Source organism: Achromobacter sp. ACM02, assembly GCF_014851605.1.
GTDB classification, from domain to species: domain Bacteria; phylum Pseudomonadota; class Gammaproteobacteria; order Burkholderiales; family Burkholderiaceae_B; genus Achromobacter; species Achromobacter aegrifaciens.
In genome coordinates, this window is record NZ_JACUZY010000002.1 from 1 (window position 1) to 20,762 (window position 20,762).

The 20,762-nt window shown below is 66.6% G+C and carries 20 protein-coding genes; 17 read left to right on the forward strand and 3 right to left on the reverse strand.

The features are described from left to right. Both IB258_RS04835 and IB258_RS04840 read right to left on the reverse strand, forming a co-directional pair. Positions 1 to 1,534, reverse strand: a 1,534-nt coding sequence (locus tag IB258_RS04835) for a collagen-like triple helix repeat-containing protein (RefSeq protein ID WP_192352250.1), incomplete at its 3' end; no start/stop codon positions are given. Between the two features lie 348 nt (positions 1,535 to 1,882). Further along, positions 1,883 to 3,481, reverse strand: coding sequence for a ShlB/FhaC/HecB family hemolysin secretion/activation protein (locus IB258_RS04840; RefSeq protein ID WP_370126546.1), 1,599 nt, complete (start codon positions 3,479 to 3,481; stop codon positions 1,883 to 1,885). Between the two features lie 608 nt (positions 3,482 to 4,089). Between IB258_RS04840 and IB258_RS04845 the strand changes: the two genes are divergently transcribed. The 17 genes from IB258_RS04845 (at position 4,090) to IB258_RS04925 (ending at position 20,195) form a co-directional block, all read left to right on the forward strand. Then, a complete protein-coding gene (locus IB258_RS04845) occupies positions 4,090 to 4,920 on the forward strand; it encodes an MHYT domain-containing protein (RefSeq protein ID WP_054453023.1) in 831 nt (276 codons plus the stop codon). A gap of 130 nt (positions 4,921 to 5,050) precedes the next feature. Next, complete coding sequence (locus IB258_RS04850; RefSeq protein ID WP_054453678.1) at positions 5,051 to 5,251, forward strand: Flp family type IVb pilin; 201 nt, start codon at positions 5,051 to 5,053, stop codon at positions 5,249 to 5,251. 142 nt (positions 5,252 to 5,393) lie between these two features. Beyond that, on the forward strand, positions 5,394 to 5,915 hold the full coding sequence (locus tag IB258_RS04855; protein ID WP_082400946.1) for a prepilin peptidase: 522 nt from the start codon (positions 5,394 to 5,396) through the stop codon (positions 5,913 to 5,915). Next, on the forward strand, positions 5,861 to 6,322 hold the full coding sequence (locus IB258_RS04860; protein ID WP_082400878.1) for a TadE/TadG family type IV pilus assembly protein: 462 nt from the start codon (positions 5,861 to 5,863) through the stop codon (positions 6,320 to 6,322). The genes IB258_RS04855 and IB258_RS04860 overlap by 55 nt, the downstream gene beginning before the upstream one ends. Positions 6,323 to 6,335: 13 nt before the next feature. After that, positions 6,336 to 6,815: a TadE/TadG family type IV pilus assembly protein gene (locus IB258_RS04865; RefSeq protein ID WP_244958701.1), complete on the forward strand. Its 480-nt coding sequence runs from the start codon at positions 6,336 to 6,338 to the stop codon at positions 6,813 to 6,815. Then, complete coding sequence (gene cpaB / locus IB258_RS04870; protein WP_054453017.1) at positions 6,812 to 7,771, forward strand: Flp pilus assembly protein CpaB; 960 nt, start codon at positions 6,812 to 6,814, stop codon at positions 7,769 to 7,771. The genes IB258_RS04865 and cpaB overlap by 4 nt, the downstream gene beginning before the upstream one ends. Positions 7,772 to 7,836: 65 nt before the next feature. Beyond that, on the forward strand, positions 7,837 to 9,198 hold the full coding sequence (locus IB258_RS04875; protein WP_125471893.1) for a type II and III secretion system protein family protein: 1,362 nt from the start codon (positions 7,837 to 7,839) through the stop codon (positions 9,196 to 9,198). Then, positions 9,195 to 10,523 carry a pilus assembly protein CpaE gene (locus IB258_RS04880; protein WP_175164483.1) on the forward strand — a complete coding sequence of 443 codons (1,329 nt, stop codon included), beginning with the start codon at positions 9,195 to 9,197 and terminating at the stop codon, positions 10,521 to 10,523. The genes IB258_RS04875 and IB258_RS04880 overlap by 4 nt, the downstream gene beginning before the upstream one ends. Positions 10,524 to 10,556: 33 nt before the next feature. Then, positions 10,557 to 11,918, forward strand: a complete 1,362-nt coding sequence (locus IB258_RS04885; RefSeq protein WP_054453013.1) for a CpaF family protein — start codon at positions 10,557 to 10,559, stop codon at positions 11,916 to 11,918. Continuing rightward, positions 11,918 to 12,841 (forward strand): type II secretion system F family protein, encoded by a 924-nt coding sequence (locus IB258_RS04890; protein WP_119450015.1) that lies wholly within the window; start codon positions 11,918 to 11,920, stop codon positions 12,839 to 12,841. Before IB258_RS04885 ends, IB258_RS04890 begins: the two co-directional genes overlap by 1 nt. A 13-nt stretch (positions 12,842 to 12,854) precedes the next feature. Further along, positions 12,855 to 13,850 carry a type II secretion system F family protein gene (locus IB258_RS04895; protein ID WP_192352251.1) on the forward strand — a complete coding sequence of 332 codons (996 nt, stop codon included), beginning with the start codon at positions 12,855 to 12,857 and terminating at the stop codon, positions 13,848 to 13,850. Then, positions 13,850 to 14,719 (forward strand): tetratricopeptide repeat protein, encoded by an 870-nt coding sequence (locus IB258_RS04900; protein ID WP_054453006.1) that lies wholly within the window; start codon positions 13,850 to 13,852, stop codon positions 14,717 to 14,719. The genes IB258_RS04895 and IB258_RS04900 overlap by 1 nt, the downstream gene beginning before the upstream one ends. Before the next feature lie 22 nt (positions 14,720 to 14,741). Continuing rightward, entirely contained in the window at positions 14,742 to 15,179 is a 438-nt protein-coding gene (locus IB258_RS04905) for a DUF3613 domain-containing protein (protein ID WP_054453004.1), read from the forward strand. A 102-nt stretch (positions 15,180 to 15,281) separates the two neighbouring features. Next, positions 15,282 to 17,324: a pilus assembly protein TadG-related protein gene (locus IB258_RS04910; protein WP_192328787.1), complete on the forward strand. Its 2,043-nt coding sequence runs from the start codon at positions 15,282 to 15,284 to the stop codon at positions 17,322 to 17,324. A gap of 49 nt (positions 17,325 to 17,373) precedes the next feature. Then, positions 17,374 to 18,771 carry a sigma 54-interacting transcriptional regulator gene (locus IB258_RS04915; RefSeq protein WP_175163168.1) on the forward strand — a complete coding sequence of 466 codons (1,398 nt, stop codon included), beginning with the start codon at positions 17,374 to 17,376 and terminating at the stop codon, positions 18,769 to 18,771. Positions 18,772 to 18,888: 117 nt separating this feature from the next. Beyond that, positions 18,889 to 19,593, forward strand: a complete 705-nt coding sequence (locus tag IB258_RS04920; RefSeq protein WP_054453001.1) for a DUF2968 domain-containing protein — start codon at positions 18,889 to 18,891, stop codon at positions 19,591 to 19,593. 140 nt (positions 19,594 to 19,733) lie between these two features. Then, complete coding sequence (locus tag IB258_RS04925) at positions 19,734 to 20,195, forward strand: DUF1178 family protein (protein WP_054452999.1); 462 nt, start codon at positions 19,734 to 19,736, stop codon at positions 20,193 to 20,195. A gap of 52 nt (positions 20,196 to 20,247) precedes the next feature. Here IB258_RS04925 and IB258_RS04930 read toward each other — a convergent pair whose 3' ends face one another. Then, a complete protein-coding gene (locus IB258_RS04930) occupies positions 20,248 to 20,727 on the reverse strand; it encodes a VOC family protein (RefSeq protein WP_225590288.1) in 480 nt (159 codons plus the stop codon). Between the last annotated feature and the right edge of the window lie 35 nt (positions 20,728 to 20,762).

Consider the following 20,762-nt stretch of genomic DNA (forward strand, 5'->3'; position numbering starts at 1 on the left):
CCGCGGCGCCCGCGCCTGCGCCCGCCGCGGCGCCGCCGGCTCCGGTCAATCCGCCGACCAGTCCGCCCAGCAATCCGCCGCCAGCAGCGCCTCCCGCCGCACCGCCAGCCGTACCGCCGACGGCGCCGGTCACGCCGCCGAGCAGGCCTGTCACCGGAGCCAGCAGACCACCATTGGCGCCGCCAGTCGCGCCGCCCACGGCTCCGGTTACGCCACCCAGCAGACCCGTCACGGGCGCCAGCAGGCCACCCGTGCCGTTGGCGCCGCCGGTCAAGCCGCCCGTTACTCCGCCCAGGCCCAGACCGCCGGTGAGCGAGGCGACCGCGCCCGTGGCGTTGGCCAGCGTCGAACCCAGCGGATTGGCGTTGCCCGGCGTGGCATGCAGCAAACCGCCCGCGCTGGCGACAGCGCCGCCAAGTCCTTGCAGCACGCCGTTCAAGCCCGGCGTGCCGCCCGGCAACGCGCCGCCCAGATTCGTGACCGTGCCACCCAGACTGGTCAGCAGGCCGGCCACTGGCGCGCCCAGTTTGGTTGCATCGCCCACTTGCTGCGTCAGGCCCGTGACCTTGCCGGCCAGCGGACTGGCGGTGGGATCGAGCGCGCCGCCCACCCCGGCCAGCACGGGCTGCAGGCCTAGCGGCAGCACGTTGTCGACCGTCTTGCCGACGTTGCCCAGCGCGGGCTCGAGCAGCGGGGTGGTGGGGCCGCCAAGCACCCCGCCGGTCACACCGCCCACCACCTGGGTGATGGGCTGCAACAGGCCCCCCTGGCCCGACAGCGCTCCGGTCAAGGCGCCTACCGCGCCGGTGGCGTTGCCCAGCACGGTCGTCAGGGGATTCGGATTGTTGGGATTCGCGTTCAACAGGCCGCCTGTGCTGGCCACGGTCTTGCCCAGGCCGTCCACCAGGCCGCCCACGCCGGCACCCAGGCCTCCGGGCAGTCCTGAGCCTTTGACGTTGCCGCCCAGGTCGCTGACCAGGCCGCCTACCTGTCGGACGATGCCGTCGGCCGGCTGCCCCAGACCGGTAGTCGCGCCGATCTGCTGGGTCAGGCCGACGACGGTGTCGGCGACCGGCTTGATCGTGGGATCCAGCGCCTTGCCCACGCCGCTCAAGGTCGTGTCCAGATTGAGGGGCAGGGTGTTGTCGAGCGCCGCGCCGGTATTGCCCAACGTGGTTTCCAGCAGGCCGCTCACGCGCGGCGGGTTGGTGCCGCCGCCAGGATCGGTGCCGCCTCCGGGGTCAGTGCCGCCGGGGTTGGTCCCGCCGCCGGGGTTGGTCCCGCCACCGGGATTGGTACCACCGCCCGGGTCGGTGCCGCCGCCAGGGTTGGTACCGCCGCCGGGGTTCAGACCGCCGCCGGGATCCAGGCCGCCACCGCCAGGATTGGTCGGAATGTCCGTCCCGGGCAGGCCCGCGGTTTTCTTTCCGCCGCCGCCACCGCCGCAGGCGGCCAGGGCGCTTACCAGCGCGGTGGCAAGGACGGTGGCGGTCAGGACGCGTTGCAGGCGGCGCGTGTCGGAATGGGTATGCATGGCGAGCTCCTTTGGTTGGAAGAGTCAGGCGTCGAAACAACCCGATACGCTTCCTCATGCACAAACCATGCCAAGATTTTTCAGACCCGCTTCAAGACGCCTGCTTCGGTAAATTCTGAGAAAATAAATCGCTTCATTATCAATGGGATATGGCGGTGATTAAGGGTTTTCCTTAAATCTGGAAAATCCTCATTTTTGCGATCGCCAGGAGCCTGCGAATGTTACGGAAAGCCGCCCATCCGACGTAACGTTACGGCGGGCGTTACGTAACGCCGGTGGCGTCGCCCAAGAAAAAACGCCCGTCATGGCGGGCGTTCATCGGCTTGGCGGGCGCGCTGTTCAGGACGGCTAGAACGCGTCGTAAAACAGCGAATAGTTGGCGTTGAAGCGCACGTCGCGGTTGTCGTTCACGGTGGCCGATCCCACCGGCTTGGCCACGTTGAAATCGAACAGATAGTATTTGTCGTCGGTAAAGCGCAAGCCGAGAGCCACGGAAGACAGGTGCCGCTGGTTCAAAGTCTGCAGGTCCTTGTTGTTGTACCAAGTGCGTGCGTAGTCGACCAGGGCGTAGGGCTGCACGCTGGAAAGGTATTCCCAGCCCACGCCGAAGCGGCGATTGATTTCCGCCGATACGCCGACGCCCTTGTCGCCGCTTTGGTCGCCCTGCGGATAGCCCATGGCGTAGCGCCAGCTACCGTACGAGATCTGTTCGGACGACGGCAGGATATTGCTGGAGTACTGCGCCGCACCCGAGAAAACCAGGCCGATCTGGGCGGGCAGCACGAAGGTCTGCCTGGCGTTGAGGTTGTAGCGGGTGAAGTCCAGGTCCAGCAGCGGGGTGGCGGAATAACCGTAGTTGGTCGCGATGTCCTTCTTTGCCCCCGCCGCGTCGAACCCCTTGGCCACGCTCAACGTGACGTCGGTGGCCTTGGTCTCGGACACCTGGATGTAGCGCATTTCGGCGGTCGCCGCACGCACCTGCGCATCCTGCTGCAGCCACCGGTCGGTGCTATGTGCCTCGTACCGGTCCTTCGAATTGGCCGCGTATACGCCCAGCGTTCCCGTCAGCGATCGGGTGTTGTTCAACAGGAACGGATAGCTCACGCCAACCCCGATGCGGTCGTTCTTCACGCGGCGTTCGAAGCCCAGCATTTCGATCGCGTCGTCCTGGGGCCGGGCGTCGTAGTGGTAGCCGTCGATCTTGATCGCCAGGCCGTCCGCACCAATCGGCACGCGGATTTCACCCGACACGTACTTCACGTCATCGGTATTGAAGGGCACCGAGGCTGTCAGCTTCACTTGCTCGCCCAGGGGCGTCAGGCTGTTGGTCGCCAGGTTCACGATGGGCTGCATGCCGGTGCCCAGGTCTGCGATGCCGCCGGTCAGGCTGACGGGCTGGCGGCTGGCCGCCAGCACCAGTTCGGTCGCGCCGTCCGCGCGGCGCGGCAAATCCAGGCTGGGCGTGAACTTGACGCCGGGCACGGTGCGCATCAGGTTCAACTGACGTTCCAGCGTGGCCTGCTTGAGCGGCCTTTCTTCCTGCATCGGCGCGGCCAGCGCTTCAAGCCGGTCCTGCGCATTGCCGATGTCGCCTTCGATCCGCACGTTGGCGATGTAGCCCTCGACCACTGTCACTACCACCAGGCCGTTGGCAAAGGTCTGGTTCTGCAGCAGCGCGAAGGAAAGCGGAAAGCCCTTGTCGCGGTAGAGCTGCGTGATCTTGTCGACTTCCTGGACCAGCTCGCCCAGGCTGATTTCCTTGCCAGCCAGAGGGCTGAGCAATCCGGACACTTCCTCGAATGGAATGGCGCGCACGCCGCTGACGTCGAAATTGCGCGGCACGATGCGTTGAGCCAGCCGGGCCTGCAAGGCCAGTTGTTCCGGCGTTGCGGTCTGGACGTAGGGCGGGGGTTGCGTTGCCGAGGGCGGACGCTCCAGCCGCGGCATGGCGTCCACCGGGTTGCCGCGTAGCGGGCCTTCCGCCCTGGCCTGAGAGCTGGCCGCCAATATGCACAAGAGGGCGAGGCAAATCGGACTCGCCGGAAACATGCATCTCTTGCCTTTTTCGTCTCTCATTTCCGCTGGCGCTTCTGAACGGATAGCTGATCCCGATCGAGTATCGGATGGAAAAGGGCTGCAACAGTGTTAGGAAAAAGTTGCATTTGCCGGTGCGCATATGGTGCCAGCAATCCCGGGAGAATGACAATTAATTTCAAATTCCGCCTCCCTCGGCTCATCGCATCGACATTATTTCGGAATATTCTTCCGTTGCGGAAACTATTTTCGGGCCAAGATAACCGCCGTTCAGCCGGATTTAATAATGTTTTCGAAAACTTAGGAGCGTTCGTTACACATCTTATGTCGCAATATAGCGAAATTCAGTGAAAACCCTGATGTGTATGATTTGGCAATATATAAACTAAAGATACGTATCAAAAATACGCAAAATGTGTGGCCCGCCCGGAGGTCAAGATGGCTGGGGATTACCGCAAGAATTGCTGCAACTGCCTGACGGCCGCGTATTGCCGTCATGGCTCGCCACAAACGGGGCATTCATGAGCCCGGGCGATATCGTTCCGCTTTCATTCAATGGCGGTCTGGTGGCGCTTTCGTTCCTGATCGCCGCCTTGGGTTCGTATGTGGCCCTGCTGGCCGCAGCCGGTATTCGGGCAGAAACCCAGGACGGCGAAATCCGCATCGGCTATATCGTCATCGGCGCGGTGGCGATGGGCGGCGTGGGTATCTGGAGCATGCATTTCATCGGCATGCTGGCGCAGAACCTGCCGTTTGAAGTGGGTTACCAGGTCGGCCTGACGATACTCAGTTTCGTGGTTGCCGCAGGATTTTCCGGCTGGGCGTTCTGGTATGTCGGCCGCGAACGTTTCAGCTTTCTCCGATGCCTGGTCGGTGGCTGTGCCGCAGGGTTTGGCGTGGCCTCCATGCATTATGTCGGCATGAGCGCGGCGCGCATGCCGGCGGTATTGCTCTGGAACCTGCCGCTGGTGGTTTTGTCGGTGCTGATCGCCGTCATCGCGGCTACCGCGGCCTTGTGGCTTGCCTTCAATACCCAGAATGAACGCCAGCGCATCGGCGCGGCCGTTTTGATGGCCATCGCGGTTTGCGGCATGCACTACACCGGCGCAGCCGCCGGCGCCGTCATCTGCACGACCCAGAATGACGCCGTCGGCCTGCATATCGGCGGCGCCAAGCTGCCATACATCGCTTTCGCGCTCTCGATCGTCACCTTGTTCCTCATGCGTTGGCATTTGCAGCGCGCTTCCGAACGCTTTCGCGCGCGCACGGCGCAGCGCATCGACTCGATCATTGAATCGGCACCTGGCGCGGCTCCGGACAGATTGCCCGGAGCCACGCCAGGGCCGGGTTAGCTGGACCCTGGACGCGCGCCGCGGGAATCACGGCGGCGCGCAGGCAGTTCCAGGCTTTATAGGGGGCCCTGCTTCTTGAAGAATGTTGAAGAACGGCCCCAGTCATCAATCGAGACCCATGGAGCTCGACATGAAAGCGACACTTGCGCAGTTCTGGAATGACGAAGACGGCATCACCGCCCTGGAGTACGGGCTGATCGCGGGAATGGTGGCGGTCGCCCTCATTGTCGCAGTGGGGGCGTTTACCGGGTCCTTGAAGGGCATGTTCGAGGAACTTGGCACCAAGCTGGACAACGCCAAGACCGGTACCACCACCCCGCCTCCGACCTGAGCCGCAACCCGTTCGCGCCGTGGCGGCGGTGAGTCGCTTGCCGCCGCGGCGCGTGCCCGCAACATCGCATCACTTGTTTGAAGGAGTCCGCGCCGATCCGGCGCGCCCGTTGTCGCATTCGTTTTTTCAGAAGGTCTTAGTCTTGTATCCAGGGGTAGTGCTGTGGTGGCTGTTGTTCACATGCTGGATTCTGGCGCTGATCCACGCCGATCTGCGCTATCGCCGCGTCCCCAACCGGCTGATCATCGCGGGACTTGCGGGCCAATTGCTATGGCTGCTGGCGGCCTTGCTGGCGCCTGGCTGGGCCTATCCGCCGCGATGGTCGGGATGGTGGATGGCGCTGGCCGGCTTTTTGGTCGCGGCGCCATTCCTGCCCTTGTGGCGCAGGCGTCTCATGGGAGCAGGGGATATCAAGGCCATCGCCGTGCTCGGACTGCTGCTGGGCTTCGCGCCGCTGATGGTGACGCTGGCGCTGGCCAGCGTGCTGGCCGGCCTGCATGGCTTGCTGTATCTGGCGGTGTCCCGGGTCTGGGCGCTGAGCAACCGGGCGCGGCAGATCCCCTATGCCGCGTATCTGGGCCTCGCCGCCGGCATCGCGGTTCTTATTCCGTGGAGTTCGCCTTGGTATTCGTGGTGTTCTTCCTGGTGTTTTACGGGATCCTGACATATTCCCTGGTGGTCGCCGCGCAGCATTCCGTGACCTTGGCCGCGCAGGATGGCGCGCGCAAGGTCTTGCAGTGGCAGGCGGGTTCCGCGTCGCTGACGGCGCGAGCCGACGCCGGCCGCGATTCCGCGCTGTACCAGGCGGAGTGGATCAGCACGATGTCCGCCGCGCCGGTCCAGGTGGCGGTCTGCGGCAGCGCGGGCGCGCTCAGCAGCGCGGCCGGCGGCGCCTGCAGCGGCATGCCGTTGGCGCAGGACCAGATCGAAGTCACCGTGTCCTACGCCTATGGGGCCCATCCGCTCATCCCCTCGGTGCCGCTGCTGCAGGCGGCGTTGATGCCGGCCTCCAGCGTGCTGAGTGCGCGCGCCACGGTGCATCTGGGCAATGCCCTGGGCGGGGGAGGCTGAGATGCGAGCCTGCGTGCAACTCCCTGCCGGCCAGACTTCACGCAAGCGCCAGCGCGGCATCGCGGCGTTGGAGTTTTCGCTGACGCTCACCTTGCTGCTGCTCTTCATCTGCGGCGTGGTCGGATTCGGCGCGCTGTTCTGGATGCAGCAGCAGTTGGCCGCCGCCGCGGCCGACGGCGCGCGCGCCGCGGTCTACGCCCGCTTCAGTGGTCAGGCCGATGTGCCTGCGGCGGCCTGCCTGGCGGCGATGGGCACCTTTTCCGCCGGCTCGGCGGTGCTGTGCAGCACCACGCGCGCGCCGTGTGCATGGACTGGGGCGGGCGGCAGGCCAGCCGATTGCGCCACCGTCGCCATGACCTACAACACGCAGTCCTGGCCGCTATTGGAGACCGTGCGAGGGCTGATCACGGCGTTGCCGGGCACGAACCGGAACTGGATACCCAACAGATTGCATTCGCAGGCCGTCGTGCAGATATCGCAGGGGACACCATGAGCAGTCTGAGCAAGATCATCGCGGGCATGTTGCTGGTGGCGGGCCTCGTGCTGGCCTTCGTGGCCTGGCGGCTGGCCTCGGCGCCCGCGAGTCCCCCGGCCAGCGTGGCGCCTGCGCCTGTCGCGGCGACGCCGGCGGAACCGCTCAAACTCCATCCGGTGGTGGTGGCGCGAGAGCCGATTCCGGCCGGTTCGCGCATCGACAGCGCAAGAATGCTGACGGTGGCGCAGTGGCAGGTTGCACTGTCCGGCGGGTTTGCCGACGTCGCGCCGCTGGAGGGCGCGGTGACGAAGGTCGACATCGCCGCAGGCGATCCGATAGTGCCCAGCCTGTTGACGCAGGGCCTGGCGCGCCAGCTCAAACCGGGCGAACGCGCGGTCGCCATCGCGGTGGACGAAGTGATCGGCGGCGGCAATCGCATCGTTCCCGGCGACATGGTGGACGTGTTCTTCATGATCGAGAAAAGCGCCGAAGTGGCCGTCGGCCAGGCCCGCCTGCTGCAGTCGCAGGTGCGCGTGCTGGCGTATGGCAAGGCGACGGTGGAAGGGCCGGACGAAAAGTCGGCGCTGCAACAGGGCGGTCCCGGCCAGCCGGCGCGCACCGCGGTGCTGGCCGTGCCGGTCGATCGCGTCAACGAGCTGATGCTGGCCAGCCGCGCCGGGCGCCTGCAGTTGGCTTTGCGCCCGGTGGGCGATGACAGCATGCCCGACGCGCAGTTGTTCGCCCAGCGCGGCACGGTGCTGCCGGTGCGGGCCGACTTGACCCCTGCGCAGCGCGAATCGCTGCTGACGGGACCGAACCGCGCCTATGCCGGCGAGAGCCTGGTGCAACTGGACGGCACGACGGCCGCGGCGCTGGCGCCCGCCGCCCGCGCCGCCGGCCGGCCCCAGGGTTCCGGCGGCGGCAGGACTGTGGAAATCATCCGAGGAGAGAAATCCGAGCGCGTGCGCTATTGAACGGGGCTGCGGGCGGACCAGGCGCTGGCCGCAGCCGGACTTATTCCATCATCGGGTCCAGCACTATGAAGAAACATCAGCGCACCACCATGATTTGCCTGCTGTCGGGCGCGGCAGCGATGATGCATGGCGCCCTAGGCCTGGCACAGACCGCCGCGCCCGCGGCAGGCGCGAATGCGCCGGCCCGCGACATCTCGATGGCGGTGAAGGGACAGCAGACCCTCATGCTGGATGGCGGCGCGCCCACGCGCATCGCCATCGGCGACCCGGATGTGGCGGACGTAAAGGTATTGCCCGCTTCCGGCAAGCGCGCGGGCTCAGTACTGCTCTATGGCAAGAAGCCCGGCACCACGCAATTGCAGGTCTGGACCGGCAACAATGCGGCGCCGCAGATATGGAACGTCCGCGTCGGCGGCAGCGTGCAGGGCGCGTTGGCGAGCCGCGGCCTGGGCGGCGGCGCCAACGTGGACATCGCCGACGGCCATGCCGTGGTGTCGGGCCACGCCGAATCGCAGCTGGGGCAGATCGCGTCAGCCACCATGGCAGCATCCGCCGTGGGCGGGGAAAAGAATGTGGTGGACATGTCCACCGCAGGCGCCGGCGGCGTGGTGCAGGTGGAAGTGAAGGTCGTGGAAGTGTCGCGCTCGGTGATGAAGGCGGCCGGCATCAGCTTCACGGCCAGCAACGGCCCCTGGAGCGGCGGCAGCTCCACGATGCCCGCCAGTCTGGGCGGCGCGCTGGCTTCGGGTTTCTCGCTGTTCTACGACTCCAACAACTTTGCGGCGCGGCTGCGCCTGCTGCAGACCAATGGCATGGCGCGCGTCCTGGCCGAGCCGACCCTGGTGGCCCTGACCGGGCAGAGCGCCAGTTTCCTGGCCGGCGGCGAGCTGCCGATTCCGCAGGCCGGCGGCCTGGGCACGGTCAATGTGACCTTCAAGCCCTTCGGCATCGGCCTGACCGTCACGCCGACCGTGCTCTCGCGCGACCGCATCTCGCTGAAGGTCGCGCCCGAGGCCAGCGAACTCGACTACACCAACGGCATCGCCATCAATACCAGCGCGGACACCAGCACCATCATTCCCGCGTTGCGTACGCGCCGCGCTGATACCACGGTGGAACTGGGCGATGGCGAAAGCTTCGTGATCAGCGGCCTGGTGTCGCGCCAGACCAAGGCCATGGTCAACAAGGTGCCCATGCTGGGCGACCTGCCCATCATCGGCGCGTTCTTTCGCAGCGTTGATTACTCCCAGGAGGACACCGAGCTGGTCATCGTCGTGACGCCGCGCCTGGTGCGCCCCATCGCGCGCGGCGTGGCCCTGCCGCTGCCGGGAGCCAAGCAGGAACAGACGGACACGGCATTCAACGCTTGGGGCTATTACCTGACCGGCCCGGTGGGCGGCCAGCAGATGCCGGGCTTTTCACGGTGAGCAATATGAAGACACATGCCAGCGAATGGGTGGGCCTGCAAAACGGCACGCGGTTCCTGTTCTGCTCCCAGGGCAACGCGGTTGCGGCGCAGTTGGGACAGGCTTTGGGCGACCTGGGGATGCTGACCCAGGAATCGCCGCGCATAGAGGAACTGGCGCGGCGCCTGACGGAGATCGCGCCGCAGGTGGTGTTCCTGGACTTCACCCTGAGCGACGACGAGCCTGGCAAACTGTTCAAGTCCGCCGAACTGGCGCGCTTGCTGGCCCGCATTGCGCCGACGTTGCCGCGCGTGGCGGTGGGCTTCCTGAGCCAGCCGGAAGGGGCGATCGCCGCCTTGCGGGCAGGCGTCAGCGATTTTGTCGATCCCTCGGTTGCGCCGCAGGAAATCAAGGAAGTGGTGCTGCGCCTGCTCGACCGGCCGTCCGATGGCCGCATGGACGGCACGCGCCGCAGCGTCGTGCTGCTGGGCGCGCGTCCGGGCGTGGGCGCCAGCACCCTGGCCGTGCATCTGGCGGGCATGGTGCAGGACCGCCTGAAGCTTGCGCACGGCCAGCGCGCCGCTGCCTTGGGAGCCAAGGCGGCCAAGCCTTCCGGCGAACCGCTGCCCTTGTCCAGCCGCGTGGCGCTGATGGACCTGGGCTGGCCCGTGGGCGATTGCCAGCTCTATCTGAATATCGGCGGCGACTTCGATTTCGCCGAGGCGGCCCGCAACCTGCGCCGCCTTGACTCGACGCTGCTGGGATCGGCCATGGCGCATACGGCCAACGGCTTGAGCGTGCTGTCGCTGCCGCGAGACCTGGGCCAGATGCGTGACGTGTCGCAGTCGGATTCGCTGCTGGTGTTCGAGCGCATGCGCCAGCACTTCTCGGTCGTGGTGGCCGATGCGGGCGGTTTCAGCAATCCCGAATTCGTGTCGGGGTTGGCGCGCGCCTCGCAGCTGAACTGGATCGTGACCGACCAGAGCGTCGGCGCGCTGGTGTCGCTGGCCGGCGTACTGCAGGAGCTGGAGCAGCAGCACGTGGACCGGCGCAGCCTGGGCCTGATCGTCAACCGCTATGACGAACGCTACGGCATGACGGCGCAGCAGATCGCCGAACGCTTCCAGCTGGAACTGGTGGGCACGCTGCCGGACCGCACACTGCCCTTGATGGTGTGCACGAACCGGGGCCATCTGCTGCACGAAGAGGCCGAACGCGATGTCTACGTGCGCGCGGTGCAGGCGCTGGCGGAACGCCTGTGCGCCGAAGAGAACTCGCCTGGCGGGCGGGCAGGCTGGCTGGCCACCTGGCTGCCCGGCGTGCACCGCCGCATGGTGGTCGGTTGACGGACAGACAGACGGACGGCTACGGGATCCGACATGATCATGACAGCGACGATAGAGTTCGGCGGCGATGGCGACAAAGGCTTTTCGGCGTCGGACCGCTACCAGGAAGTGAAGACGGCGGCGTACGAGCACCTGCTGTCCCGCATCGAGGAGCTGGGTGCGGAGTTCGGCCGCTGGGCCAGGTCGGCGATCCAGGAATTCGTGGACATCGAGGTCGCGAGCTTCGTACGCCTGCGCCGGGTGCCGATCAACGAAGGGGAAATGCGCGCCATTGCCGAAGCGCTGACCAAGGAACTGGCCGGCCTGGGCCCCCTGGAGGATCTGCTGGCGGACCCGGCCGTGGAGGACATCCTGATCAACGGCTATGACAATGTCTTCGTCTCGCGCCGCGGCGTGCTGGCCCGCGAGACGCTGCGCTTCACCGACAATCAGCATGTGCTGCGCATCGTGCGCCGCATCCTGGCGCCGATCGGCCGGCGGCTCGACGAGTCCAGCCCCATGGTGGACGCGCGCCTGCCCGACGGCGGCCGCCTGAACGTGGTGATCGAACCATTGGCGGTCGACGGCCCCATGGTGTCGATCCGCAAGTTCCGCCAGGACCCGCTCAAGCCGGCGGACCTGCTGACCTTGGGCAGCTTCGATGAAGAGATCTACCGGCTGCTGAACGAGGCCGTGAAGAACCGCTGCAACATCCTGGTGTCCGGCGGCACCAGTTCGGGCAAGACTTCGCTGCTGAACGCGCTGGCGTTCTTCATTCCGGAAACGGAACGCGTGGTGACGGTGGAGGACACCGCCGAACTGTCGCTCAACCATCCCCACGTGGTGCGGCTGGAGTCGCGTCAGGGCGGCTTTGACGGCAGCGGCGCCGTCAGCATCCGCGAGCTGATCCGCAACAGCCTGCGCATGCGGCCGGACCGCGTGGTGGTGGGCGAAGTGCGCGGCGCCGAGGTCATGGACATGCTGCAGGCCATGAACACCGGACACGAGGGATCCATGGCGACCATCCATGCGAACTCCCCGCGCGAATGCCTGTACCGGATCGAGATGCTGGCCGGCTTCGCCGGATTCCAGGGCAGCGAGGACAGCCTGCGCAGGCAGATCGCCAGCGCGCTGGACTTCATCGTGCAGATCGGCCGCCTGTCCAACGGCAAGCGCCGCGTGCTGTCGGTGACCGAGATCACGGGCATGGGCGACAACGTGATCTCCACCCAGGAACTCTATCGCCACGAATCCTACGCAACGCAGGATGGCGAGGAGAAAGATCGCTGGAACTGGCTGGGCATTCATCCTCACACGCCCAAGCTGGCCAAGCTGCGCAACGAGGCGCGCGCCAGCGACAACCCGCCGGACGACCGCGATGGCGGGGGCGGCGGATTCTGGAGCAGGAGGCGCTGATGCAGGAAGCCCTGGCGCTTGCGAGCCTGGCCGTGGTGCTGACCATAGGAGCGGTGCTGCTGTGGCGCCATGCCGACCGCCGCGCCCGCCGGGCGGCCAGTTCCGCCTTTCTGGAGAGCCAGCTGCAGCGGGGCCGCGACGAGGCCGCCGCCGACGCGCCTTTCGCTGAGAACACACGTGAGTTCCGCAGCGGGTTTTCCGGTTGGGACCGCTTGCTGCGCCTGGCCGGCCTGCGGCAAAGCGCGGGCTTGTATGTGCGCATCGCGCTTCCCGTTGTGGTCGGCGCGGCGCTGGCATGGACATTCCTGGGGGCGCTTTCCGGCGCGGTGACCCTCCTGCTGCTGGCGGTGTTCGCCTACTTCCTGCTGTGGTTGAAGGCCGACAAGCGCCAGCGGCGCATGATCTCGCAGCTGCCTGCGTTCCTGGACAACATCGTGCGCCTGCTCACCATCGGCAACAGCATGGGCGCCGCGTTCCAGACGGCCGCCGCCGCTGCCGACGAACCTTTGCGCGAAGTGGTGGAGACGGCGGCCGGCCTTAGCCGCTCCAAGGAACTCGACGCGGCCCTGGCGCACGTGTCGCGCCTGTATGGGCTGAAGGAGCTGTACATGGTGGCGGCGGTGGTGTCGCTGGCCCTGCGCTTCGGCGGCCGCAGCGACCAGGTGCTGGAACGCATGGCGGCCTTCATGCGCGACGTGGCGCAGGCGCGAAATGAGCTGACCGCCAGTTCGGCCGAGGTCCGCTTGTCGGCCTGGATTCTGGCCTTGCTGCCGGTGGGCATCGCGGGCTTCATCATCGTCGCCAACAACAACTTGTTCATGGGCCTGTGGCAGGACCCGCAAGGCTTCAGGATGCTGCTGACCGCGGTCTGCCTGCAGATCGGCGGCTGTTATTGGCTCTATCGCATGGCCAAGGCCATTTGACCGGAGGGGCGCCATGCAAATCCTGCAATCCTGGAACGCTTCCACCGTGCTGGCGATGGCGCTGATGCTGGTGGCGGCTGGCCTGGTGGTGCTGGGCCTGGGCATGGCGCGGCGCCTGCGCAGCCAGGGCCGCAGTCGCCAGGTGGTGGATCAGGCGCTGGCCGCGCGCGACGGCGCGAGGGCGTCGGCGGCCGTGCGCAGCGAAGGCGGGCAGGGCAGGCTGGCGGCGGCCGCGCGGGCGGCCGACACGTTCGGCAAGCGCCTGAGCGAAGGCCGGCTGGCCGATGCGCTGCTGGCCGCCGAGGACCGCAAGCTGGTGGACATGGCCGGCTATGCCAACCCCGGCACCGCGCGTTCGCGCTTCGTCCTGATCCGGCTTGGCCTGGCGATCCTGCTGCCCGTGGCGGCGGTCATGCTGGACTGGCACAAGCATCTTCCGGATATGCCGCTGGGGGCTTTCGTCGTGGCCTTCATGGCTTTCGCTGTCGGCTACATGCTGCCCAAATGGATCGTGCAGCGGCGCCTGGCGCGCCGTCGCAGGCAAGCGGCCGATGAGTTGCCCTTGCTGATTGACCTGCTGCGCCTGTTGCAGGGCGTGGGCCTGTCGATCGACCAGAGCCTGCAGGTGCTGGTCAAGGAGTTCGGCCAGGTGCTGCCGGTGCTGTCATTCGAATTGCGGCTGGCGTCCGAGCTCTATGTGCGTGGCCGCACGCGCGAACAATCGCTGGCCAGGATGGCCACGGGCTTCGACAACGACGACCTGTCCGCCATCTGCCGCCTGATCGCGCAGGTGGACCAGCACGGCGGCGCGGTGCAGGAGCCCTTGAACCGCTTCGGCGAACGCCTGCGCGACAAGCGGCGCCTGGAACTGAAGGAGAAGGTAGGCAAGACCACGGTCAAGATGACCGGGGTCATGATCGTGACGCTATTGCCCGCGCTGTTGATCGTGACGGGCGGGGCTGGGTTCATCGCGGTGTTGCGCGGTTTGTCGCGCATGGGGGGGATGTAATGAACGGCGCAACGGAAAGCAGCTCGCGCGCATGGCGCTGCGTGCTTGTCGTCACGGTGTTGGCGGCGGGCGCGGGTTTGAGTGGATGCAAGACCAACAACGCGGAATCCGCCTGGCAACTGATCCAGCAACAGCAGCAGGAGCAGGCGCTGTTGCGGCAGAAGGAGGACGAGGCCCAGAGCAAGAGCCGGCCCAAGGAACCCGAGATGATGCTGTCCATGATCGTCGAGGCGCAACGCCAGGAACGCTATTTCGCGTCGCTCGCGTACATCGACGGCTATCAGCAGAAGTACGGCAACGACGCGCGCGTGGCCGTGCTGCGCGCCGAGGCGCTGCGCCAGACCGGGCAGGCGGCGCTGAGCGAACAGGCCTATCGCGCGCTTACCGCCACCGACCAGGCGGCCGAGGGCTGGCACGGCCTGGGTCTGATCGCCGGTTCGCGCGGGCAGTTCGACCAGGCGGCCGATTATTTTTCGCGGGCGGCCAAACTGGCTCCCATGGACGCGCGCATCCTGGGCGACCTGGGCTATGCGCGCCTGCGCGCGGGCGATCCGGCGGGCGCGCGCGTGCCGCTGGGGCAGGCGGCCGAACTGACGCCGGAAAGCGGCAAGGTGCTGGCGAACCTGGCGGTGTTGCTGCTGGTCGAGGGCGATCCGCTCAAGGCGCAGCGCCTGATGGAGCGGGCGCAACTGAATGAAGAGGCGCGCGGACAGGTGCTGCGCCTGGCCGCCGAGATCCGCGGCCAGCTGGCCCCGGCGGCGGGCGCTTCCTATGCGCCTGCCACCCGGGTGTCCAGCGGCGAACAGGCCGTCATGCCGTTGATGAGCCCCTTGATGGACGGCTTGGGTAACGGACCCATCGTGCGCTAACCCCGTTTTGAGGAAGACTGCCATGTCCCATTCGACCCAGCACGCCTTGTTCATCGTGGCCTGCGCGCTTGCGGCGCAGGCGCCCGCGGCCGTCCTGGCGCAATCCAATGCGCCGTTGACGGGCAGCATGTCGGGCGCCGCGGGCAGCGCGCCGTCCGCTCAGGCGCCTGCCGCCGTGTCGGCGCCGGAACCTGTGTCCGCCATGCCGGAGCGGGCCGTGGTGCAGCAGGTGCAGACTCCGCTGCCGCAGGCGCCCGCCGCCGCGCCTGCGGCGCAAGAAGGCTTTGGCGACGTGACGCGCGGGCTGCTGGCGGCGCAGGCCGACGGGCGGCGCGCTGGCAATGCCTTGCCCGTGCTGGGGCCGGTGTCTACCGCCGCCTGGAACCGCTATCTGGAGAGCTTCAAGCATCCCATTCCCGTGTGGTTCGACCGGAATGTGGAAATTCCCAACGTCCAATAGGTTCCGGGCGTTGGTATTCCCCGCCGCATGCGGGTATGGAGTCGCAAGAGCATGTCAGCCGGCCGTCCACATCCTTCCTCGCCGTCGCGGCAACGCGGCAGCATGACCGTCGCCGTCGTCTTCGCGGTGCTGGTGGGGGTGGTGTTGCTCGGCGTGCTGCAGCTTGGCTACGGCTTCTACATGAAGCGCGAAATGCAGAAGGCGGCGGACCTGGCGGCGCTGTCGGCCGTCCAGGTGCTGAGCCTGGGCTCCAGCGCGGATTGCGCCCGGGCCGCCGCCGCTGGCCGCGCTTCCGCCCTGGCCAATGTGCCGAACATCCTGGATGCGTTCACGGCCGCCGATTTCACGGTGGAATGCAAGGTGTGGGATCCGACGCGGTCCGATCCCTCCGGCATGCACGTCTTCGACGCGGCGGGCGGGCAGGCCTATAACGCAGTGCGGGTAGCGGCGCGCAAGCAACTGGCCAATCTTATCCCTGGCGTGGGCGGCGTCACGGCGTCGGTGGCGGCGGTGGCGACCAACACCCAACCCGTGGCGACCTTCACAGTGGGGTCGCGGCTATTGCGCCTGGAACGCGGCGGCCTGCTGTCGCAGCTGCTGGCCACGGTGGGGGCGTCGCCCACGCAACTGGACGTGCTGGACGCCGCCGGCCTGGCCAATGTCGGCATTACGCCGGCCGGCCTGCTGGAGGCGCTGGGCCTGCCGCTGTCGGTGGCTGCGGGCGTGGGCACGCCCGAGCAATTGACGGCGCTGAGCAACCTGACCCTGGGTCAGCTCTTGCGCGCCACGCTGAGCGTCATCGACAAGCAGAGAACCGCCAACGCCGATGTCGGATTGTTGAGCGAAGCCATCAACACGGTGTTGGACTTGATGCCGCTAAACCTGCCTGTGAAGCTGTTCGGCGATGGCGGCGTGCTGAATCTGAACGTGGTGGGCGGCGACCCCACCGCTGCCTTGCAGGCCCAGGTCAACGCGCTGAACATCCTGGAAACCGGACTGGCCATCGCCAACGGCAGCAACCTGATCAATCTGGGGCTGAGCGTGCCGCTGCTGGGCCTGGACGCCCGGGTGCGCATCGTCGAGCCGCCTGCCGTGGGCGTGGGCGGTGTCGGCGCGCAAGCCATCAGCGCCGGCATACGCGTGTATCTGCGCGTCAACACCAGCAACATCCCGCTGGTCGGGCCCTTGCTGGCCAACACCCTGAATACCAAGGTGGATCTGCCCATCATCATCGACGTGGCGCAATCCACAGGTACGCTGCGCAAGCTGTGCGAAGCGCCGCTGGCCGAGAACCAGGCGATGATCGATGTGACGTCGGCTGCGGCCAGCGTCTGTCTGGGCCGCTTCCCCGGCATGGCGTCAGCCACCGACCCGAGCGCCGCGAATTTCCAGTCGCTCACGAACCGCTGCGAGCCCAGCGCATTCGGCGCCATAGGACGGCATCAGGTCTTGAACGTACTGGGCATATTGCCGCTTACCGCCCGGTTCACGCTGCCGGTGTTCAGTTCCTCGGCGCCCGTGTCGGTGACGCTCACTGCGCCGCCATCGCCCAACGCCACCGCCACCGTCAATGCCACCAACGTGGACCTGTCCAAGCTGGCCTCCAACCTGACGGACGCGCTGATCGGGGGCATCCTGGGGGATTTGTTCAACACCGGCACCCCGCTGACCGAAACGCAACGCACAGAGCTGGCGACGCAGTTGGTGGGCGGAGACAAGAACAACGCCGGCAAGACCATCTCCAAGGTCGTCAACGACATGCAGTGGTCCAAGACGGCGATGGACCAGCTCGGGGCGCGTCTGACCACGGGTGGCTTGACGGGGGTGTTGGGCGGCACGCTGCAACTGGTTGGCGGCATCCTGAACTCGCTCTTGTTGGCCCCCCTCAGCGACGTGACCTGCGCGCTGGCGCTGGTGCCGGACGCGATCCGGCAGTGCCGCGTCAACGCCGTCGGCGCGCTGGCCTTGAACGGCAGCGGGCAGGTGGGCGGCGTGCTGTCGGTCGTCATGGTGCTGCTGGATCCCTTGCTGAGTTCGTTGTCCGTGGCGTTGCAGCAACTGCTTAATGTGCTGGGCCTGAGCGTGGGCCAGACCGACGTAGCGCTGATTTCCGTGGATTGCGGCAAACCCCGCCTGGTGTATTGATGATGAAGCCTCTGACCCCTGTCCTTTCCATCCCCGCATGGTCCAAGCGATGAGCCAGAATTTCGCGCGCGAAGAATTCGACGTGTACGTCTGGGAAGGCACCTCCGACATTGCCAGCCGCGCCGAGCGTTGCCTGGCGGGCATGGACGTGTCGCTGCTGCGGGCGGACGCCGGCACCGCGTTTCCGCCGCCCCGCGACCTGGCGCGGCCTGCGGTGGCCCTGGTGTCGGTGTCGGTGATGGGCGACAAGCGCTTCAGCGGCTACGACTGGCTGGCGGCCCAAGGCCTGCCGGTCATCTGGGTCGCCGCGGAAGCGCGCGGACGCGACCCGCGCTACTACCCGCCGGAATACTCCTACACGCTGCCGCTGACCTTCACCACCGCGGACCTGCGCAAGCTGTTGTATGAGCTGCTGGGCACGCTGAATCAACTCAATCGCGCCGCGCCCCGGCGCGAACAGCCGCTGATTGCCGTCTCCGCGACCATGCGGGACCTGCTGGCGGAAGTGGACATGTATGCAGACTGCCGCAGCAACGTGCTGATCCATGGTGAAACCGGCGTGGGCAAGGAACGCATTGCGCGCCTGCTGCATGAGCAGGCCGCCTGGTTCGACGGCCCCTTCGTGGCGGTCAACTGCGGCGCCATTCCGGAGGGCCTGTTCGAGGCGCATTTCTTCGGCCATGCCAAGGGCGCATTCACCGGCGCGATCGGCGCGCACAAGGGGTATTTCGAGCAGGCCAGCGGCGGCACGCTGTTCCTGGACGAAATCGGCGACCTGCCGCTGTACCAGCAGGTCAAGCTCTTGCGCGTCCTGGAGCAGAACACGGTGACGCGGCTGGGCTCGACCGTGGAAGTGCCGGTGGACTTCCGCCTGGTCGCCGCGACCAACAAGGATTTGCGCGTGCTGGTGGGGCAGGACGAGTTCCGCGCGGACCTGTATTACCGGCTGGCGGTGATCGAACTGCGCATACCCAACCTGGAGCAGCGCGGCCCGCAGGAGAAGGCGGCGATCTTCCGCGCCTTGCTGCAACGCCTGGGCGTGGAGGAGGAACCGCCGCAGTGGTTGCTGGAGCGCGTCTCGCGCACGCGCTACGAGGGCAATGTGCGTGAACTGTCCAACGTGGCCGAGCGCGTCGCGATCGTGCGGCGGCAGCTCCAGGCCTGGGACCCGCCGCGCATCGAACGCATCTTCGACCAATTGGCCGAGCCGCTGCACTCTGCTCCAGCCTCGGCAGCCGCGAGGGTCGAGCCCGCCGCCTTCACCGATGCCGAGCGCGCAGAACGCGAGCGCGTGCTGGCGGCGCTGGACGCCAACGGCTGGCGCCGTCAGGATACCGCCCACACCTTGGGCATCAGCCGCAAGGTGTTGTGGGAAAAAATGCGCAAGCTGCAACTCGGGACGGGCCAGGGAGAACCCGCCGATGGTCTCGCCGAGACGACGATGTGAACACGCAATAGGTAATGCCCCGTAGTGGGCGACAGTTGCGGAGCCGGCGCATGTAAGCGGGTCTGTCCCGGCCGAAATAAATTGCTATAGTTCCGCAACGATTTTTTTGGGGAAGGCATGAACGTCCAATTTATCCGTGGCGCCGCCCGCATGGCGCTGTTGGGCACGGCCCTGTCCGGCCTGGCCGCTTGCGCCAGCGCACAATCCGAAGCGCCCCGGGCCACGGTTAAACAGGTCGAGGACACGCAGGCGGCCTCCACGCCCGTGACTCCCCCCGCGCCGCCGCCCGCCGCGCGTCCGGCATCCACGCTGTCGGAGCTGCAAGGCCTGATCCAAAGCCGCCAGGTGTCGGAGCTGCGTACTGCCTATAACGGCACCTACGGCGCCAGCCTGCTGTTCAAGCCGGACGACCTGACCTATTACGTTGCCTTGTTCCAGCAGAAGGATTTCTGGCGCGTGGTGAAGAGCAAGTCGGACAAGCAGGCCGAAGCCACCTACCGCGCCTTCGTCGCCCAATCCGCCGAGCTGGCCGAAGTGGATATCAAGCGCATCAAGATGCAGGCTGAATACGCGCACGCCGAGAAGCTGCTGGCCAGCCGCAGCGCCGAACTGAGCACCCTGCAGGCCGATCGCGCGGTGCGCCTGCAGCAGGAAGAGCAGGTCGCGGCCCGCCAGGAGCAGTCGCGCCAGGAAGCCACGGCGCTGGCTGACCAGCAGAAGGACGTGCGCCAGCAATTGCGCGATCTGCAACGCCAGATCGACGCCTTGCAGGCGCAGCAGGCGCAAGTGGGGAACCCGGCGGCCCAGAACCGCGGCAAGTAACCCGCAGGGCAGGCTGAGTAGCGGGCCTGCGGGCCCGCTTTGTCTTGGCCGGCCGTGAATAGGCATTGCGCACGCAGGGGCTAAGCGCCTGCCCTGGGGCGCTTTCTTGTATTCTGGGAGTTGCACCCCATATAGACGCCATGGCACTTAAAGTTTTCGACCTCCAGTGCGAACACAGCCACATTTTCGAGGGCTGGTTCGGTTCGCACGAAGACTATGACGCGCAGCAGGCGCGTGGCCTGGTCACGTGCCCGGTTTGCGGTTCGGCCAGCATCACCAAGCGGCTGTCCGCGCCGCGCCTGAACGTCGCCCACCTGCACGCGCCAGCCGCCCAGCCGCCGGCGTTGCCGGCCAACGCGTCCGACGCGGAAAAAATGGCCGCATTGCAGGCAGTCGTCATGCGCCAGGTGCGCGCCTTGCTGCGCAACACCGAAAACGTCGGGCCGCGCTTCGCCGAAGAGGCGCGCCGCATCCACGAAGGCGATGCCGACGACCGTCCCATCCGCGGCACGGCAACGCCGGAAGAGCGCGAATCGCTGGCCGAGGACGGCATCGACGTCATGGCGGTGCCGGATTTTCTGGATGACGAGCGCCTGCAGTGACCCGCTGCGCCGCCCCTAGCCGATTCGGACAGGGGAACGGGCGTACGGAATGTCAGGTGGTATGCCTGCGTTCACCGATCTTGGCCGAGAAGCGCAGCAGATAACCATCAGGGTCCTGAACCAGGAACTCGCGCACGCCGATTTCAACGTCATTGCCCCGATACCACTGCTCTACCGGATTCCGGAACAGGGGCCATTTGGCGTTAGCAAGCGCGGCAAGAAAGGGCTCCACAGAGGGCGCATCGATTTCGAAATTGATTCCCCTGCCCAGCGGCACGCTCAACGGACCTGTGATCCAACCGTTGTCGCCGCGCCGTTCGACGAGCATGACTTGCGCTCCGTCGAGGTCCAAATATACGAAGCCGTCTTCCTCGCGGCTGTACATGATCGAGAATCCACAGAGACCAACCCAGAATTGCAGACTTGCCGCGATATCTGCGACAAGCAACTCGGGCACCAGCTTTGCACGGCGAATTTCCACAGTCGCAGTTCTCCAGCTTAGGCAGAGTGTTGCCGCGGTCAGCGCAAGCATTCCGCTTCGTCAGGAAGTCGTCGATGAATGAGCGC

What these genes read in the sequence shown, in the direction of transcription:
- IB258_RS04910 (WP_192328787.1), top strand. Translation starts at nt 15,282, where the DNA reads ATGACCGTCGCCGTCGTCTTCGCGGTGCTGGTGGGGGTGGTGTTGCTC.
- IB258_RS04895 (WP_192352251.1), top strand. Translation starts at nt 12,855, where the DNA reads ATGCAAATCCTGCAATCCTGGAACGCTTCCACCGTGCTGGCGATGGCG.
- IB258_RS04905 (WP_054453004.1), top strand. Translation starts at nt 14,742, where the DNA reads ATGTCCCATTCGACCCAGCACGCCTTGTTCATCGTGGCCTGCGCGCTT.
- IB258_RS04850 (WP_054453678.1), top strand. Translation starts at nt 5,051, where the DNA reads ATGAAAGCGACACTTGCGCAGTTCTGGAATGACGAAGACGGCATCACC.
- IB258_RS04885 (WP_054453013.1), top strand. Translation starts at nt 10,557, where the DNA reads ATGATCATGACAGCGACGATAGAGTTCGGCGGCGATGGCGACAAAGGC.
- IB258_RS04930 (WP_225590288.1), bottom strand. Translation starts at nt 20,727, where the DNA reads ATGCTTGCGCTGACCGCGGCAACACTCTGCCTAAGCTGGAGAACTGCG.
- IB258_RS04845 (WP_054453023.1), top strand. Translation starts at nt 4,090, where the DNA reads ATGAGCCCGGGCGATATCGTTCCGCTTTCATTCAATGGCGGTCTGGTG.
- IB258_RS04900 (WP_054453006.1), top strand. Translation starts at nt 13,850, where the DNA reads ATGAACGGCGCAACGGAAAGCAGCTCGCGCGCATGGCGCTGCGTGCTT.
- IB258_RS04920 (WP_054453001.1), top strand. Translation starts at nt 18,889, where the DNA reads ATGAACGTCCAATTTATCCGTGGCGCCGCCCGCATGGCGCTGTTGGGC.
- IB258_RS04840 (WP_370126546.1), bottom strand. Translation starts at nt 3,481, where the DNA reads ATGCCGCGGCTGGAGCGTCCGCCCTCGGCAACGCAACCCCCGCCCTAC.
- IB258_RS04915 (WP_175163168.1), top strand. Translation starts at nt 17,374, where the DNA reads ATGAGCCAGAATTTCGCGCGCGAAGAATTCGACGTGTACGTCTGGGAA.
- IB258_RS04875 (WP_125471893.1), top strand. Translation starts at nt 7,837, where the DNA reads ATGAAGAAACATCAGCGCACCACCATGATTTGCCTGCTGTCGGGCGCG.
- cpaB (WP_054453017.1), top strand. Translation starts at nt 6,812, where the DNA reads ATGAGCAGTCTGAGCAAGATCATCGCGGGCATGTTGCTGGTGGCGGGC.
- IB258_RS04890 (WP_119450015.1), top strand. Translation starts at nt 11,918, where the DNA reads ATGCAGGAAGCCCTGGCGCTTGCGAGCCTGGCCGTGGTGCTGACCATA.
- IB258_RS04925 (WP_054452999.1), top strand. Translation starts at nt 19,734, where the DNA reads ATGGCACTTAAAGTTTTCGACCTCCAGTGCGAACACAGCCACATTTTC.